The sequence below is a fragment of the Azotobacter armeniacus genome (assembly GCF_054779355.1).
Window position 1 is genome coordinate 1 of the sequence record NZ_BAAGYK010000120.1, and the last position, 17,275, is coordinate 17,275.

The 17,275-nt window shown below is 61.5% G+C and carries 13 protein-coding genes, 1 tRNA gene and 2 pseudogenes; 8 read left to right on the forward strand and 8 right to left on the reverse strand.

Annotation, left to right across the window (positions count from 1 at the left end; translation table 11 throughout):
- Window positions 1-893 precede the first annotated feature (893 nt).
- The gene (locus ACYVD0_RS16190) at window positions 894-1,334 is read left to right on the forward strand and encodes a universal stress protein (RefSeq protein ID WP_460427764.1); all 441 of its coding nucleotides are present in this window, start codon (window positions 894-896) and stop codon (window positions 1,332-1,334) included.
- A gap of 38 nt (window positions 1,335-1,372) precedes the next feature.
- On the opposite strand, the pseudogene ACYVD0_RS16195 reads toward ACYVD0_RS16190, so the two are convergent.
- Together ACYVD0_RS16195 and ACYVD0_RS16200 are read right to left on the reverse strand one after the other, a co-directional pair.
- A pseudogene (locus ACYVD0_RS16195) lies at window positions 1,373-2,045 on the reverse strand (DUF6901 family protein).
- 58 nt (window positions 2,046-2,103) lie between these two features.
- On the reverse strand, window positions 2,104-4,020 hold the full coding sequence (locus ACYVD0_RS16200) for an ATP-binding cassette domain-containing protein (RefSeq protein ID WP_460427765.1): 1,917 nt from the start codon (window positions 4,018-4,020) through the stop codon (window positions 2,104-2,106).
- Between the two features lie 166 nt (window positions 4,021-4,186).
- On the opposite strand from ACYVD0_RS16200, the gene ACYVD0_RS16205 reads away from it, so the two are divergent.
- The gene (locus ACYVD0_RS16205; protein ID WP_460427766.1) at window positions 4,187-6,118 is read left to right on the forward strand and encodes a transglycosylase SLT domain-containing protein; all 1,932 of its coding nucleotides are present in this window, start codon (window positions 4,187-4,189) and stop codon (window positions 6,116-6,118) included.
- Between the two features lie 3 nt (window positions 6,119-6,121).
- On the opposite strand, the gene yegS is transcribed toward ACYVD0_RS16205, so the two are convergent.
- The 3 genes from yegS to moaB all read right to left on the reverse strand — a co-directional run bounded on the left by yegS (window position 6,122) and on the right by moaB (window position 8,873).
- Window positions 6,122-7,051: a lipid kinase YegS gene (yegS, locus tag ACYVD0_RS16210; protein WP_460427767.1), complete on the reverse strand. Its 930-nt coding sequence runs from the start codon at window positions 7,049-7,051 to the stop codon at window positions 6,122-6,124.
- A 72-nt stretch (window positions 7,052-7,123) separates the two neighbouring features.
- Window positions 7,124-8,329 (reverse strand): molybdopterin molybdotransferase MoeA, encoded by a 1,206-nt coding sequence (locus ACYVD0_RS16215; RefSeq protein ID WP_460427768.1) that lies wholly within the window; start codon window positions 8,327-8,329, stop codon window positions 7,124-7,126.
- 4 nt (window positions 8,330-8,333) lie between these two features.
- Window positions 8,334-8,873 carry a molybdenum cofactor biosynthesis protein B gene (moaB, locus tag ACYVD0_RS16220; RefSeq protein ID WP_460427769.1) on the reverse strand — a complete coding sequence of 180 codons (540 nt, stop codon included), beginning with the start codon at window positions 8,871-8,873 and terminating at the stop codon, window positions 8,334-8,336.
- A gap of 67 nt (window positions 8,874-8,940) precedes the next feature.
- Between moaB and mobA the strand changes: the two genes are divergently transcribed.
- From mobA to ACYVD0_RS16240, 4 genes and pseudogenes are all read left to right on the forward strand, one after another.
- Complete coding sequence (gene mobA, locus ACYVD0_RS16225; RefSeq protein ID WP_460427770.1) at window positions 8,941-9,552, forward strand: molybdenum cofactor guanylyltransferase; 612 nt, start codon at window positions 8,941-8,943, stop codon at window positions 9,550-9,552.
- A 120-nt stretch (window positions 9,553-9,672) separates the two neighbouring features.
- Complete coding sequence (locus tag ACYVD0_RS16230; RefSeq protein ID WP_460427771.1) at window positions 9,673-10,554, forward strand: IS630 family transposase; 882 nt, start codon at window positions 9,673-9,675, stop codon at window positions 10,552-10,554.
- A gap of 590 nt (window positions 10,555-11,144) precedes the next feature.
- Window positions 11,145-11,221: transfer RNA gene (locus ACYVD0_RS16235), tRNA-Pro, on the forward strand.
- Window positions 11,222-11,375: 154 nt separating this feature from the next.
- Window positions 11,376-11,719: pseudogene (locus ACYVD0_RS16240) on the forward strand (transposase); the annotation flags it as partial.
- 747 nt (window positions 11,720-12,466) lie between these two features.
- Here the strand turns inward: ACYVD0_RS16240 and ACYVD0_RS16245 are convergent.
- On the reverse strand, window positions 12,467-12,799 hold the full coding sequence (locus ACYVD0_RS16245; RefSeq protein WP_460427772.1) for a DUF2790 domain-containing protein: 333 nt from the start codon (window positions 12,797-12,799) through the stop codon (window positions 12,467-12,469).
- A gap of 1,273 nt (window positions 12,800-14,072) precedes the next feature.
- Here ACYVD0_RS16245 and ACYVD0_RS16250 point away from each other — a divergent pair.
- Window positions 14,073-14,285: a cold-shock protein gene (locus ACYVD0_RS16250; RefSeq protein WP_039805696.1), complete on the forward strand. Its 213-nt coding sequence runs from the start codon at window positions 14,073-14,075 to the stop codon at window positions 14,283-14,285.
- Window positions 14,286-14,381: 96 nt separating this feature from the next.
- A complete protein-coding gene (locus tag ACYVD0_RS16255) occupies window positions 14,382-14,879 on the forward strand; it encodes an RDD family protein (RefSeq protein WP_460427773.1) in 498 nt (165 codons plus the stop codon).
- A 59-nt stretch (window positions 14,880-14,938) separates the two neighbouring features.
- Here ACYVD0_RS16255 and lptG read toward each other — a convergent pair whose 3' ends face one another.
- A complete protein-coding gene (gene lptG, locus ACYVD0_RS16260) occupies window positions 14,939-16,000 on the reverse strand; it encodes an LPS export ABC transporter permease LptG (protein ID WP_460427774.1) in 1,062 nt (353 codons plus the stop codon).
- A complete protein-coding gene (lptF, locus tag ACYVD0_RS16265) occupies window positions 15,993-17,114 on the reverse strand; it encodes an LPS export ABC transporter permease LptF (RefSeq protein ID WP_460427775.1) in 1,122 nt (373 codons plus the stop codon). Before lptF ends, lptG begins: the two co-directional genes overlap by 8 nt.
- Window positions 17,115-17,275: the final 161 nt, after the last annotated feature.

Genomic DNA, 17,275 nt, shown 5'->3' on the forward strand with positions numbered 1-17,275 from the left:
AATTTATTGACGGAGTCGCCCTCGAGGTCGAACTGCATCTCGACAATGCCATCCCCCAGGGCCTGGACCCGGATGGCTTTCCCTTCGTAAATCATCGACTGATTAATCGGCCGCGTCGGGCCGACCATGAAGCCTGCGAGCCGCCGCCGAATGTCTTGCGGACAGCTTGGCCCAGTGCTGGTTTCAGGATAGTTGCGGGAGCCTGTCGCAGCTCCGGCTGCCCGGACTGACCATCGGGCCTTTTCCGGCGGGAAATCCTCGACGGCGAGCCATGGGTGTATTCAGCATCCGTCCGCCCCCTTGGGCAAGGGGCGGCGCGCGAAACATTGCTTCTGGATGGTTTCCGGCAAACATTGCAGTGTTTTTATGTAGATTAATTATTAACCCAGCCCCAAAATACCTTAGCCATTAACACGGCCCAAAAATAAATTTGTCATGGACCCGGTTTTCGTGGCCTCCACAATCATCTTTGTCAGTCTATTAATGGGCCTGGTTAACAACAATGAAGCACTGACATTTCAAAAAACACTTTTCACCATCAGTGGCCATGAAATTATAGGGACAAATGGCTAATAGTGAAAATTCATAACAATACAGATACTACTGGCGCCCAGTTGGTCCCCCAGGGCAATCGCATGAAGGGACAGGTGCAGCCGTTCACTCCCTCTCCCGCGAGCAGGCTGGGGAGAGGAAAAACAGGCCATTGCTGCTCATTTGCCCTCTCTCCCGGCCCCTCTCCCATGAATGGGAAAGTCGTTCATGCGATTGTCCTGGCTGATCCCCCCACGCTGCCTTGTCATGGTTCAAGGAACTGCGCATTAGTTCCGCCGGAGACTTTTCTGTTCACGAGGGCAGGTCATACTTGTTGCAGGCTCACCGCACAGGACACGACCATGCCTTACCAACACATCATGACCGCCGTCGATCTCACCGACGAATGCCATCCGGTCATCCGTCAAGCCATTGACCTGGCCAACTGTTTCCGGGCCCAGCTGTCGCTGGTGCATATCGTCGAGCCGATGGCCATGGCTTTCGGCGGGGACGTGCCGATGGACCTGTCGACGCTGCAACAGCAGCAGATCGACCAGGCACGCGAGCGGGTCGCAGCCTTCGCCAGCCAGTACCCCGAGTTGCTGCCCGAGCAACGGCATATCCTCTTCGGCCAGCCGCGCCAGGAGATCCACCAACTGGCGAGGGAGAAGGGATGCGACCTGATCGTGGTCGGCAGTCATGGCCGCCACGGCCTCGCCTTGCTGCTCGGCTCCACCGCCAACGACCTCCTGCATGGAGCGCCTTGTGACGTGCTGGCAGTGCGGCTGAAGAAGCCCGAATAAGGGGGACGCTGCCCCTCCTTGCGGGTGAGGAGGCGCGCTCAGTTCTCGCCGGCGCTCACCACCAGCGGGCGGATCTTCGCGAGCTGGGTCTCCAGGGAATAGCTCATGCTGGACACCATGGAGAAGAAGGTCAGGAAGGCCTTGAGATTCGAGTCGCTACCACAGGTGCCATGGCTGCGCTGCCAGAAGGCCTGGTTGACCAACCGCAGCTGCTGGAACAGGCGCCCTTCAGCTCCCAGTCGGCATGGCGCCTTTCCCGGAAGTTGAAATACTGCCACGCCAGATAGAGGGAGACCGCGCGCAGGGCAAACTCCTGCTGGCTGGCGAACGGCGGATGCTGCTGCTCCATCGGCCGCAGGCGGGCCAGCCGGGGACAGGCACTGGTGGCCATGATCACCCCGAGTAGCGAGCGCACGCCCTCCTCCAGGCTGATCTGCTTGCGGTATTCCCGCTCCGGCATGCCCACCCGGACCTGGGCCTTCTGGAACGCTGGCAGGCCCTGGAAGTCTTCGATCACTTCCTGCAGGTCAAGCGCCGCCGGGCAGTAGCTGTGCTATTCCAGGTCAGCGGGCAATTGCTGCACTGCTGGTATTCCAGACACGCCCAGCCAGGCGCGACCTCGGTCCGCGCGCAGTCGTAGCCACGCTCCTACTCGATGCGATAGCTGAAGGCGTGCCAGTCATCCAGGGTGATGCAGTATTCGATTGCCATGCATGCCTTCCGGCAGATCGCTGAGAGAAAAACCGCGGCGCCCGGTTCGGCGAGCCGGTCAACCTTCTTCCAGCTCCGCCCAGCGCTCCAGCAGGCGGTCCAGCTCCTGCTGCAGGCTTTCCAGGCGGGCCAGGACGGCGCCGGCCTGCTCTGCCGGCTGCTGGTAGAAAACCGGATCAGCGATGCTCCCCTGCAGCTCGGCCAGCTCCGCCTCCACTGCGTCGATCTGGGCGGGGATCGCCTCCAGCTCGCGCTGCAGTTTATAGCTCAGCTTTTTCTTGACGACGGTCGACGGGCTGGCAGCTTCCGCCACAGCGGCAGCCGGTGCCTCCTGTTTCAGCGCCTCGTCCCGGCTCGGGCGTTCGCCGACGCCCAAGAGGCGCGGCGAGCCGCCCTGGCGTAGCCAGTCCTGGTAACCGCCGACGTATTCGCGAACCATGCCGTTGCCCTCGAACACCAGGGTGCTGGTCACCACGTTGTCGAGGAAGGCGCGGTCGTGGCTGACCATCAGCACGGTGCCGGGGAAGTCCAGCAGCACTTCTTCCAGCAGCTCCAGGGTTTCCACGTCGAGGTCGTTGGTCGGTTCGTCGAGCACCAGCAGGTTAGCCGGCTTGCTGAACAGCTTGGCCAGCAGCAGGCGCGCGCGCTCCCCGCCGGACAGCGCCTTGACCGGGGTACGGGCGCGCTGCGGGCTGAACAGGAAATCGCCGAGATAGCTCAGCACGTGGCGGTTCTGGCCGTTGATGGTAATGAACTCGCGGCCTTCGGCGAGGTTGTCGATCACCGTCTTTTCCGGCTCCAACTGGTGACGCAACTGGTCGAAATAGGCCACTCCCAGCTTGGTGCCGATTTCGATGCGCCCGCTGGTCGGCTGCAGTTCGCCAAGCAGGAGCTTGAGCAGGGTGGTCTTGCCGCTGCCGTTGGCACCGAGCAGGCCGATGCGGTCGCCGCGCTGCAGGACCATGGAGAAATTGCGGATCAGCGGTTCACCACCGGGATGGGTGAAGCCGACATGTTCGGCGACAATTACCTGCTTGCCGGATTTTTCCGCCGCCTCCACCTGGAAGCTGGCCTTGCCCTGGCGCTCGCGACGCTCGGCGTGCTCGTTGCGCATCGCCTTGAGCGCGCGCACGCGGCCTTCGTTGCGGGTGCGGCGAGCCTTGATGCCCTGGCGGATCCACACCTCCTCCTGAGCCAGGCGCTTGTCGAACAGCGCATTGGCAGTCTCCTCGGCGGCCAGCTGCTGCTCCTTGTGCACCAGGAAGCTGGCGTAGTCGCCGTTCCAGTCGATCAGGTGGCCGCGATCCAGCTCGAGGATGCGCGTCGCCAGGTTCTGCAGGAAGGCGCGGTCGTGGGTGATGAACAGCACGGCACCGTTGAAGCCGGCGAGCGCCTCTTCCAGCCAGGCGATGGCGCCGATGTCGAGGTGGTTGGTCGGCTCGTCGAGGAGCAGCAGGTCGGGCTCGGAAACCAGGGCCTGGGCCAGCAGCACGCGACGACGCCAGCCGCCGGACAGTTCGGCCAGGGTTTTGTCGGCCGGCAGCTGCAGGCGGCTCAGGGTGCTCTCGACCAGCTGCTGCAGGCGCCAGCCGTCCTTCGCTTCCAGCGCCTGCTGGACATGCATGAGCTGGTCAAGGTCGGCATCGCTGTGGATGTTCTGGCTGAGGTGATGATACTGGGCGAGCAACTCGCCGACACCGGCCAGGCCCTCGGCGACCACGTCGAAAACCGACCGTTCGTCGGCACGCGGCAGCTCCTGCGGCAGCTCGCCGATCTTCAGCCCCGGCGCGCGCCAGATCTCGCCGTCGTCGGCACCCTGCCCGCCTTTGACCAGGCGCAGCATGCTGGATTTGCCGGTGCCGTTGCGGCCGATGATGCAGACGCGCTCGCCCCGGGCGATCTGCCAGGACACCTGGTCGAGCAACGGCATGGCGCCATAGGCGAGGGAAACGTCGGTGAACTTGAGCAGAGTCATGGGCAAGGTCTCGAGGAAAATCGGCGCGCATTCTATCAGGCCCGGGCGCCGGCCATGCGCTCGCCCCCCCTTGTATGCTGTCAATGCACAGGGCGCTACAGCTAAACTAAACAAGAGTTCCCATTAGCTCCGAAGCTCCATCGCCACTCCTTCCCCGAGAAGACTCATGCGCAGTCGATTCCTCAGCCTGTTTTTCTGCCTCTCCCTGATCCCCCTGACCACTCCGGACGCCGAGGCGACATCGCTCGGCGAGCAGCGCATCCTCTACGACCAGGCCAAGCGGGCGCTGGCCAAGGGCGATGCCGGCCCCTACCTGCGCAACCGCCAGGCCCTGCGCGACTATCCGCTTGAGCCCCACCTGGCCTACGATGAGCTGACTGCCCGGCTGAAGAGCGCCAACAACAGAGAAATCGAGAAATTCCTCGCTGAACATGGCGACCTGCCGCAGATCGGCTGGATGAAGCTGCGCTGGCTGCGCTGGCTGGCGGAACGCAGCGATTGGCGGACTTTCGTCAACTATTACGACCCAGCCCTGGATTTCACCGAGCTCGACTGCCTGTACGGTCAGTACCAGCTCGCTCACGGCCACAAGGCCGAAGGCCATGCCAGCGCCGAGCAGCTCTGGCTGGTTGGCAAGTCGCAACCCAAGACCTGCGATGCGCTGTTCGAGCGCTGGGCCGCCGACGGTCAACTGACCGATCGGAAGCGTTGGCAGCGCCTCCGGCTGGCTGCCGACGCGCGTAACTACGGTCTGGCTACGTATCTGGCGAAGAGCACCCCCAGCCTCGAGCGCGAGGGCCTGCTGATGGTGGAGGTGGCGCAGAAGCCGCAACTGCTGCTGAGCCAGGGCTCACGCTTCGCGCCGGCCAGCGAGCGAATGGCCGACGTGGTCGGACTCGGCCTGCGCCGTCTGGCCCGCCAGGAGCCGGACAAGGCTTTGACCCTGCTCGACGGCTACGCCCGGCGCATGCGGTTCTCCAGCGAGGAGAAAGTGGCGATCGCTCGAGAAATCGGCCTGACCCTGGCCAAGCGCTTCGACAGCCGGGCCCTCGCGGTGATGGCCGAATACGATCCGGAACTGCGCGACAAGACCGTGGCCGAATGGCGCACCCGCCTGCTGCTGCGCCTGGGTCGTTGGGACGAGGCCTACCGCCTGACCCGCCAGATGCCGCAGGAGCTCGCCAGCAGCAACCGCTGGCGCTACTGGCAGGCACGCAGCCTGCAACTGGCCCAACCGCAGAGTCAGCAGCCGACCGGCCTCTACCAGCCAGTCGCCCGCGAACGGGATTTCTACGGCTTTCTCGCCGCCGATCGCATCCAGGTGCCCTACCAACTGAACCACAAGCCAATAGCACTGGATCCCCGGGTGATGCAGAAGGTACGCAACACCGCAGGCATCCGCCGGGCCTTGGAGTTCTACGCACGCGGGCAGATCGTCGACGCGCGCCGCGAGTGGTATCACGTCAGCCGGCTGTTCAGCCGAGAGGAAATGGTCGCCCAGGCCAAGCTGGCCTATGACATGGAGTGGTATTTCCCGGCCATCCGCACCATCAGCCAGGCACAGTATTGGGACGATCTGGACATCCGCTTCCCGATGGCCTACCAGGGCAGCCTGACCCGCGCCGCCAGGAGTCGCGGCCTGCATTCGAGCTGGGTGTTCGCCATCACCCGCCAGGAAAGCGCCTTCATGAACGATGCACGCTCCGGCGCCGGTGCCGGTGGCCTGATGCAGCTGATGCCGGCCACCGCCCGGGAAACCGCACACAAGTTCGGCATCCCGCTGAGTTCGCCGCGCCAGGTCTACGACCCGGACACCAACATCCAGCTCGGCGCCGCCTACCTGAGCCAGGTGCACGCCCAGTTTGGCGGCAACCGGGTGCTCGCCTCCGCTGCCTACAACGCCGGCCCCGGGCGCGTGCGCCAGTGGCTGCGCGGCGCCAATCATCTGGCCTTCGATGTCTGGGTGGAAAGCATCCCCTTCGACGAAACCCGTCAGTACGTACAGAATGTACTGTCCTACTCAGTGATCTACGGGAACAAGCTCAACGCTCCGCAACCCTTGGTCGAGTGGCACGAGCGCTATTTCGACGATCAGTAGGGGTCACGCTGCAACTGCCGGCCCGGCATTGCCGCGCAGCACCGGTGAGTCAGGCGGCAGATGTATCCGCAGTGCGGCCACCCGGGTGGTAAAATGCAAAGCCTGGCTGTTTGCCGGCTCGCCGTCCAGGTTCAGGTCCAGGCCTTCTGGCGCCTCGACCTCAATCCACGGCAGGCGCGCACTGATGGAGATGGTCTCCGCACCGAGAATACGCAGGGAAATCAACGCACCCAAGGTGCTGAGTGGACTTCCGGCATCCTCTGGCGCCGGCACGATGCAGAGATCGAGCAGACCATCGTCCACCAGCGCCTCAGGGCAGAGCAGATTGCCGCCCCCGGCCTGGCGCCCGTTGCCGATGCCCAGCGCGAGAAAATCGCCCTCCCAACGGAAATCCGGTCCATGGAAACGCCCGAAGGAGGCGCGCAGTTCGGAGAAGCGGGTCAGCCCGGTAAGAAGGTAGGCCGCCCCGCCGAGGGCCTTCTTCAACTCCTCGGAAGTATGGGCAGTGACCTTCGAGCCGAAGCCGCCGGTGGCCATGTTGAGAAACAACTGGCCATTCACCTCGCCGAGATCCACTGGAGTGGGTGCAACCGCCAGCAGGGCCAAGGCCTCTGCTGGCGACAAAGGCACGCCCGCCGCGCGGGCGAAGTCGTTGGCCGTGCCCAGCGGCAGGATTGCCAGACTGGCATCGCTGCCGGCCAGGACCATGGCTTCCGCCACTTCACGCAAGGTGCCGTCGCCGCCGCCGGCGATGAGTGTCTGATAGCCTGCCGCCAGCCCCTCCTCGACAAACCGGCGGGCATCGCCGGCCTCCCAGGTCAGGCGCACGGCAATTTCCCAGCCCGCCTTGCGCTGTGCAAGAATAGCGGCGCGCAGCTCTTCGTTCGTCGCCTGCCGGCCATGCAGCACCAGCCATGCCTTGTACTCACCCATCGTTCACCTCGGAAAACGTTCTAGCCAAGTATGGACGACAGGAGGATGGCCAGTGCCTGCCAGCACGAACCGTCAGCCCAGTACTTCACTCAGTGGAATGAAGCGCACCGGATCGCCCTCGGCCAGGGTCGTGTTCTCGAGTATCTCGACCAGCCCGTTGGCCCAGGCGGCACTGAGCAGGACGCCAGGGCTCTGGTTCGGATAGAGCACGGCCCGCCCATCCTCCAGGCGCGCACGCAGATACTCGCGGCGCTTGCCGGGTTTGCTCCAGACGAAACCAGCCGGCACCGGGAAAGTCAGCGGCGTTACTGCCTGCACACCAAGACGACGCAGCAGATAGGGCCGAGCCAACAGGGCGAAGGTGACCAGCGAGGATGCCGGATTGCCCGGCAGGCCGACCACTGGAACGCCCCGGTAACGGCCGACGGTCAGTGGCTTACCCGGCTTAATCGCCAATTTCCACAAGGCCAGCTCGCCCTCCTCGCGCAGGATCTGACCGAGGAAGTCCGCCTCACCGACCGACACCCCGCCTGTCGAGAGGATCAGATCGACGGCTCCCAGCTCGCCAAGACGGGCGCGAGTCAGCTGCAGACTGTCAGGCAGGATGCCAGCATCCAGCACGCTACAGCCCAGGTGCTTCAGCCAGCTGTGCAACAGGGTACGATTACTGTTGTAGATCTGCCCCGGTCCCAGCGGCCGCCCAGGCTCGACCAGCTCGTCCCCGGTGGACAGCAGCGCCACCCGCGGACGCCGCCGCACCAACAGCCCGGCAGTCCCCAGGGATGCGGCCAGCCCCAGCTGCGCAGGTCCCAGACGGGTGCCGGCGGCAAGCACGGTTTCGCCACGACGGGTCTCTTGGCCCTGCTCGCGGATGTTCTGCCGCGGGCGCAAGGCCTGGGCGAAACGTACCCGCCCACCCTCAAGCAGCTCGGTGTTTTCCTGCAGCTCGACGCAGTCCGCCCCCTCCGGCACCGGCGCTCCGGTGAAGATGCGCGCACAGGTCCCGGGCTGCAGGGGCTCCGGGGCCTGCCCGGCGAAGATCGTCTGACTGATCGTCAGCGGCTCGCCAGTCCAGTCAGCCAGATACAGGGCGTAACCGTCCATGGCGCTGTTCGGCCAGGGCGGCAAATCCAGGGGAGAGATCAGGGACTCGGCCAGCACGCGCCCTTCGGCGTCATCCAAAGCAACCCGTTCGGTCTCGCCGATCGGCGCCCTCTCGGCCAATTGCAGCAGGCATTCGAGAGCCGCCTCGACGGACATCAGTGCGGATTTTTTCATCAACCTACCCGCGAGTCTCGCAGAGCGGCACCGGTTTTAAGTGGGGCACGAAACTACATGGCCGATGACGGGCATCCAACTGCTGGGCAAGGATACCGTCCCAGGCAGTGGCGCAAGCACCGGTCGAGCCCGGCAGGCAGCAGACCAGGGTGCCATTGGCCAGACCGGCCAGCGCGCGGGACTGCACGGTGGAGGTACCGATCTCGGCTATGGAGATGTGCCGGAACAACTCGCCGAAGCCGTCAACCTGCTTGTCGAACAGGCAAGCTACGGCTTCAGGGGTGCTGTCGCGGCCAGTGAAACCGGTTCCACCAGTGATCAGAACAGCCTGTACGTCCTTGTCGGCGATCCAGGCAGCGACCACAGCACGGATATGGTACAAGTCGTCCTTGAGCAGCAGCCGCGCCGCCAGCTTGTGTCCAGCTGCGCTCAGGCGCTCGACGAGCAGTTGACCAGAAGTATCGGTTCCCAGGGTGCGGGTATCGCTGACGGTCAATACTGCGATGTTCAACGGCACAAAGGCCGCCTCAACCTTGTGACTCATGCTGCCTTCCAGTGTTGTGGAGAAGTCGGGCTGGAGTTATACCACAAGCCACCGCTGGAGCCATCCGATGACCTCCCCCACTGCCCTGCCCCCCTGCTCTGTGCTAGTGCTGGCCGGCGGTCGCGGACAACGCATGGGCGGCCGCGACAAGGGACTGCTGGAATGGCGCGGCAAGCCGTTGATCGCCCACCTGCATGCGCTGGCCCGGCCGCTCACCGACGACCTAATCGTTTCCTGCAATCGCAATACCGAACGCTATGCCGCCTATGCCGACCGCCTGGTGCATGACGACAGCCAGGATTTTCCCGGACCTCTGGCCGGCATCCGAGCCGGACTAGCGGCTGCCCGGCACGCCTGGCTGCTGGTGCTACCCTGCGATGCCCCACTGCTCGATGCCGCGCTGCTGTACACCATGCGCCAAAATGCCGCCGGCCAGCCTGATCAGCCACTGCTACTACGCCAGGGCGAACAGTGGGAGCCTCTGTTCTGCCTGCTGCCCAAAAGCCTGGAACCAGCCCTTGAAAGAGCCTGGCAGGACGGCGAGCGCAGTCCGCGCCGGGTCTTTCTAACGCACGGGGCCACAGTCCTGCAATGCCCTCCAGCGGATCCCCGGCTGGCCAATCTAAACACCCCGCAATTGCTGGCCAAAGTAGAAAATGGAGCAAGCCACCACACTTGACGGACGTTGTTGACATCCGCGTTAAACGACGTCGAACTGCTGCTTGTTGCAAGCTAATAGCCTGTGCGGTTGATTGGTTACAAGGTGGCCTTTAAATAGACTTCTAGTTAGACTTCAGGCATGGAAAAGATCGACGCTCGCAAACTGACCGCAGACGGTCGCAAGATGCTTCGCCAGATAGTCATTCGCCTGCGCCAGCAGTCCGGCATGAAAGTCGAGGAGCTGGCCTCGGTCACCGGTGTGCATCCGACCACCATCAAGACTTGGCTGACCCGTGCCAAACGCGAGGGCGCGCAAGCCCTGGAGGAAAAGCGTCGGGGTCGCCCGGTGGGCGCCTGCCGCAAGCTGACGCCGGCCGACGAGCAGTGGCTGCGCGAGCAAATCGTCGAGCAAACCCCGCAGCAACTGCAGTTGCCGTTTGCCCTGTGGACGCGCCCGGCCATCAAGGCGCTGACCTGGGAACGCCTCGGGATCGAGTTGCAGGACCGGTTGATCGGCAAGTATCTCAAGCGCTGGGGGTTCACGCCTCAGCGTCCCGTGAAGCGGGCGCAGGAGCAGCGGCCGGAGGACATCGAGCGCTGGCTGGACCAGACCTACCCCCAAGTCAAGGCGCGCGCCGACGCCGAAGGGGCGGTGATTCACTGGGGGGACGAAACCGCAGTCAAGGAGGATGCGAACTGGATACGCGGCTACGCCCCCAGGGGCCAGACGCCGGTGCTGGCGACGCCTACCCGTTGGCACAAGCTGTCCATGATCTCCGCCATTTCGCCCCGTGGAGAAGTGGCATTTCAAATCGTCGAAGGCCGCGTCAATGCGCCCCATTTCATTGACTTCCTGGGCCGCCTCGTTGAAGGGGCACCACAGAAGATCTTCCTGGTGGTCGATAACCTGCGCGTCCACCACGCCAAGATGGTCACTGAGTGGCTCAGCGACAAGCAGGACAAAATCGAACTGGTGTTCCTGCCCCCTATGCGCCCGAGTCCAATCCCGACGAATACCTGAACCGGAATTTCAATACGGCGCTGTACAGCGGCCCGATCAGCCATGACAAGGCCAGCCTGCTGGACAAGGCGATGGCCTTCATGAACACGCTCGGCGCCTTGCCCGACAAGGTCAGCCTATTTCCGACATCCTGCGGCACGCTATGCCATGGCGTGAATTTAAGTGCTGGATTAATAACTCACGTTCGAATGACCCAGGCTTCGAGCAGGGCGCCACGATGATTTATAGTAGGGCTATAGCGAGGAGGGGGCAACGCAGTATCGGAGCCTCGAGCGCCGAAATTGACTAGGGCCTTATATGGACGCCTCCCCCGACAGCGGGCCAACAGCAGCACCTTGATGGCTATTTGCGAAGGCTTATGAGCAACTCAACGAGTCCGTCATAACGGTTACTCACACAAAAGAGCCCCCGGGATTTCCGGGGCGGTTCAGTCTCCCTACTGAACTGGAGTGGCGCAGAGAGTGCTGGCTGGAATGATCGGGGGAAAGGTGACGGGGTTGAGCACTTACCCTTCTTGGGCCGCGTTTCGTAAAATTTTTCATCTAACCCCTTGTGCAGGAAAACTTTTTCTGTAGAATGCGCGCCATCTTCGGAGCGTAGCGCAGCTTGGTAGCGCGTCTCGTTCGGGACGAGAAGGTCGCTGGTTCGAATCCAGTCGCTCCGACCATACCCTAGTTTCTGGCTCTAACTCTAGAAACATACGCAAGAAGCCCACATCGTCAGCAGCCTACGTGAAAACCAGGCAGTCCGCCGAGTGGATGAAGACAATGCCCGTATCGAAAGACACGGGCATTGTCATTCACGGGTTACATCCGTGACGAATCTCCCGAGCAGGCAGCCTGTTCCCGGCCAGCCTCGATGAGCCGATCCCCAAAGACCATCTCTAGCGCAGGTCATTACCTTGGCCCGCATGGATCTGCAGCAGCTCGGCTTTACCAAGGCCCGACCGGACCAAAACCGAGCGCCCGAACTACGATCCGGCCGACCTGCCCAAGCTCTATCAGTCTGCGTGGCCATTTCCAGCATATTCGCCCCCGCCTGAAGGCTGAAGGCTGAAGGCCAGCGTAATGCCGAAGTCATGTGGCTGCCCAGGCGCCGGACTCCGGATTTCAAGACCATCGCCGACCTTCGCAAGGATAAGGGTGCGGCGCTTCAGGCTGCCTGCTCGGGAGATTCGCCAGAGCCGATTTTTATTGCCTGCAACCCCCTATCCCTTTGCACACTCCCTCAATCGGGCCTGGAGCCAGGCTCGTTCCTGCTCGGCGATTCGCGCCCGTACACGCCGCTGATACAGCGCCAGCCGCTTCTTCCGTTCAACGACCGAAAGCCCATCCCATCCACAGAACAGACCAACATCGTCCACTGGATCCTCCAGATCCGTTTCCGACTTTGGGGAGGGACGCATCCAGCTTCCCAGACACAAACCGGCCGCGAACAGACCGCAGCATACGAGCACAAGAGAAAGAATCGAATTGATGGTCATCAGTTGCCCTTCCTGGCGTTACAACTCATACAGGGTATTCAGGTAGTTGCCATTGTGACCACGCGACGCGCCCAAAGTGCCATTGGACTCAAGCCCTCTATCTCAATCAGCATATTCCCACATCCTGGAGGAGAGATCGTCATGTCATAGCCAAACAAGGCCCCAGGCGATCTCACATGAACAGTCACCCCCGGCAAGACTACGCAAAAGCATGCCCAGAATACCGCTCTTAAGTGCTCGAAGAAAAATAATCCGATATTTTTCCCCTGCATTGCCCGTGCAAGCCTCTGAAATACAGGGGTTGGCCTGGTTCGGGACAGCAGAAAATCCGGGGAAATTTCGTTCGAGCACTTATGATGAGCCGTCTCGCTTGCCTTGCCGTACGCTGCGAAGTCGCTTTACAAGCTTTACAATTTTCCAGTCCATTTTCTAATTTTCACTACACCCCGCCGTTTCCGGATATAGATAACGAATGGCCTTGAGATCTCCCATAGAATCCTCATAAGTCATTTGTGCCGGAATGACCCCGCAAAAATCCGGCTCAGGAGGGAAGTATTCCATGGCTATCACCTTGGCAATATCCAAGCGCATTCCATACCTATAGTCCCGAACTTCAGGCATTTGCGAGTAAATAACTATATCCTCCAGCGCTGTCGAGTCAGCGACCGACCCGTCGTCACTCTCAGCCATAGACAAGGAAGCCGATAAAAGCATGGCCATTGTGAAAATCAATTTCACGGGTTTTACACTAAAAACTGTCATGGAATGCCCTCCTACACGAGAAGGAACTCGAAAATCCTGCGATGCGGAGCCTGCCGGCCCGACATCAGCCCTCTGGCAGTCATAATAAAATGGGATCGATCAAAAGCACCCGTCCGACCACCCTCTCAAATGATGAAAGGCATAACCAAGACCAATACTTGTATCGCCAACGACACGCCACATGCCCTTGGCGGACAAGATGATCACCGATCACTCATCCTTGCTTCAGCACCTGCCATCCAGCATAAAAATAAGGGCCAGGATGGCAACCCCATGGCCTGTGTTTGAGCGAAAGCGCATGACCGCCCGATACTTCATATGATAAAAATGCATGCCATGCCTTTACATCCATGCCTGCATCCGCTCAACTATTCACTGAGCGGGACACTCGGGAGCCCTGCCATGCCCAACTCCCGAGGAAAGCCTGTAACAATGTATAACCAATACAAGAAAAGACCCTGAGGGCATCAAGGTCAAGGCAATACTTATTGGATAACGTTATTTTCAAATCGCCAAGCAGAATTAAAAATATCTTCTTAGACTCACTTCTTTCAAGGTGTACAAAAGCAGCATTGTTAATCAATGCACTTACGCATGATCTCGATGCGTAAAGCTCAGTCGCAGGAAGAGCCTATGCAAGGAAAAATCAATAGGTTGCAAGAAGACACCTTGAAAGCCCTGCTTCCTTAGACCTCACAACCACCACAAACCGCCCTAATCGAGATCCGCCCACTCACCAGTCATGGCAAGAGGGGCACTCCACCCTAGCCCGCCCGGAGCACGCAAAAGGCTTCGGCCATCACCCCCTGCACTTGCCGGTAACCCCTGATCCGCCCCAGCGAGGCTGGAACCAGCCCGGAACCGATCGGCGCAGCAAGGCCTGCCCACGGGCGCAACTAACTGCCGCCGGAACATTGCCAACCTACCGATAAACCTTATCCAGTTGCCACCACAGGAAGAGACAACGACCCAAGGTGCACGGACATTATTACCTAGCGTAAAAATCCATCATTTTCCAGAGAAAATGACTGTAATTTGACAGCTAGAAAACCCTCTGCAAAAAACCTTCCGCTCTGGGGCTTGGCTTTTCCCGCAGACTTGGCGTACAGTAGCTAAACTGTGTTTGCGTGGGTCGCTGTTGAATCTTGACTTGGTGGCAGTAGGTCCTACGGGTCCGCTACATCCCGCTCGACTTCTCTTACTCTCTGCAACCAGTTCCAGATCTCTGTTGTCACAGGGACTGCCATCAACTCCAGTTTCAAGGAAATAAGACATGTCGAATCGTCAAACCGGCACCGTCAAGTGGTTCAACGACGAGAAGGGCTTTGGTTTCATCACCCCCGAAAGCGGTCCGGATCTGTTCGTCCACTTCCGCGCAATCGAAGGCACCGGCTTCAAGAGCCTGAAAGAAGGCCAGAAAGTCACCTTCGAAGCGGTACAAGGCCAGAAAGGCATGCAGGCTGACAAAGTTCAGATCCTAGGCTGATCTTAGGCTTGACGAAAGCTCCTGATGGCAACACCAGGAGCTTTTTTTGTCCAATTTTTCGTAAAATGTCGGTCTTTGCCTTAGCGCGAGTCCGTCATGCCCACCCCCCCCCTGATGCCCCAAGGCGACTTCCCTGCCGCGGGACTGCTCCGCCGCCTGGCAGCGATGTTCTACGACTTCCTACTCTGCATCGCCCTGCTGATCGTTATCACCTTCACCTACAAGCTGATCCAGATGACCGTTGTTGGAAGCGAGCGACTTAGGCAGCTGTCCGATGCTGGCGCGCTGGACGGTGACCCGCTGCTCTCCACCCTGCTGCTCTTCTGCCTGTTCGGCTTTTTCGCGAAATTCTGGACGCACAACGGCCAGACGCTCGGCATGCAGGTCTGGGGACTGCGCATCCAGAACACCGACGGCACCGCCATCGACCTGTGGCAGGCCTTGCTGCGCTTCCTGATAGCCATCGCCTCCTGGCTATGCTTCGGCCTGGGCTATCTCTGGATGCTCCGGGACAAACAGGGGCGTACCTGGCAAGACATGTACTCCAACAGCCGAGTGGTCCGGCTGCCAAAGAACACCCACAAGAAGAAGTAGCCGTCGACCAACCCATCTACCCCCTCCCGCCCACCCATGAGCGGGCACCCGCCTCGCCCCTACCCAGCCCGGCGCAACAGGTAAAGCCCCAGCAGCGCACAGAGTCCGGCCGGCAGGGCCACCGCCAGCAGGGGCGAGAAACCGAACACTTGGCTCGAGGGGCCGAGCAGATCCTGGAACATACGGAAGACGAAGCCGACCAGCACCCCGGTGAAGAGCCGCTGGCCGAGAGTGACCGAGCGCAGCGGGCCGAAGATGAAGGAAATCGCCATTAGTACCAGCGCCGCGGTCACCAGAGGCTGCAACACCTTGGTCCAGAAGGCCAGCCAGTAACGCGCATTATTCAGCCCCTGCTCGGCCAGATAATGAAGGTAGTGCCACAGCCCGGTCATCGACAGAGCTTCCGGATCCATCACCACGGTCCCCAGCAGCTGCGGACTCAGCACCATGTCCCATTGCTCGCTGGCAGCCTTGACGACCTCCGTGCTGCGCTCGAGGAAACGGGTAGTCGTCACATCCTCCAGCTGCCAGTGCTCGCCTTGGTACTGCGCCTTCCTGGCGAAGCTGGAGGACAGCAGGTGGCGCTGCTCGTCGAAACGGTAGCGAGTCACTCCATAAAGCACACCACCGGGCTGCACCGCGTTGATGTGCACGAACTCCTCACCCTGACGATGCCAGAGGCCGTGCTTGGAGGTCTGCGCCTCGCCGCCGCCCTGAGCCAGGGAGCGGTGGGCCTCGGCCTTGTTCTCCGTCCAGGGCGCCAGGTATTCGCCGAGCAACCCGCCGAGCAGCATCAGCACCAGCATGGGCTTCATCACCGCCCAGACGATACGACCGAGCGACACGCCGGCGGCGCGCATGACCGTCAGCTCACTGTTGTTGGCCAGGCTGCCAAGGCCGATCAGACAGCCAATCAGCGCCGCCATCGGCAGCATTTCATAAACTCGCTGCGGCACGGTAAGGACGACGTACCAGGCCGCGGCAGCCAGATCGTAATTGCCCCGGACATCGCCCAGTTCATCGACGAAGGCAAACAGCAGGACCAGGCCGACGATCACCCCGAGCACCGCCAGGATGGCGATAAACACGCTGACGCCGATGTATCTGTCCAGCTTACCCATGACTCAAACTCCGTGCGGCGCGCCGGCTTGCCAGCTGCAGGCGCAAGGGTTCCCAAAACAGCAGCCCTAGACCGATCAGCAGGAAGATCCCATGGACCCACCAGAGACCGATCAGCATCGGAATCTTGCCCTTGTCCAGCTCGCCGCGAACAGCAATCAGCGTGGCCAGATAGGCCATGTAGAGAAGGATCGCCGGCAGCAGCTTGAGGAAGCGGCCCTGGCGGGGGTTGACCCTTGCCAGCGGCACCGCCAGCACGGTGACCACGAACACCAGCAGGGGCAGGGAAAGTCGCCATTGCAGTTCAGCCTGATGGCGCGGCAGCTCGCTGCCGATCAACTCGAGGCTGGGAATCGCCTCGCGTTCGTTGATCTCACTGCTCACCGCCGGCTTGGGCAGCAGCACGCCATAGGTGTCGTAGCGAATCACCCGGTAGTCGGCCTGTCCGGGATTGCCATCATAGCGATAGCCATTCTGCAGGATCAGGTAACGACTGCCGTCCGCCTGCACCTCCTGGCTGCCGCTCTCCGCCACCAGCACGGCGATACCGCGCTCCTTACCGCCATCGCGGGACATCCGCTTTTCGCTGATGAACACGCTGGAAAGCTCGGTGCGATCGTCGGTCAGATCCTCGACATAAGTCACCCGCGAGCCGTCCTTCATGGTCTGGAAGCGCCCTGGCACCAGGGTATCGAACTCGGTCAGGGCCTTCTGCTCGTTGAGCAGTTGCTCCACCATGCGTACTCCCTGGGGGGCCAGCCCCAAGCTCATCCAGGCGACCAGCGCGGCGACCGGGATGGCCGGCACCAGGGTGTAGACGACCAGGCGCTGCGGACTCATGCCAGTCGCGGCCAATACGGTCATCTCGCTGTCGAGGTACAGCCGGCCATAGGCCAGCAGGATACCGAGAAACAACCCCAGCGGCAGGATCAGCTCAAGAAAACTGGGCATCCGGTAGAGCATGATCTGCAGCAGCACGCCCGGGTCGAGCTGGCCCCGGGCGGCTTGTGCCAGATATTTGATGAAGCGACCACTCATAATGAGCGCCAGCAGCACGGCACTGACCGCGCTCAGTGTCACCAGCAGTTCACGGGAAAGATAGCGAGGGATGATCAAACCAGACACTCCAGGGTTGTCAGGCTCAAGCCGCTGTGCTCAAACTAGCCGCCTTGTTGCCGACCCAACGCCCCACAGTCCGTCGAAAAGGCCGCGCGAGGCCGGCCAGGGCAAGACCAGGCAAAGCAGTGCAGTGCCCCTGACGTGAAAGGACTCCGAAC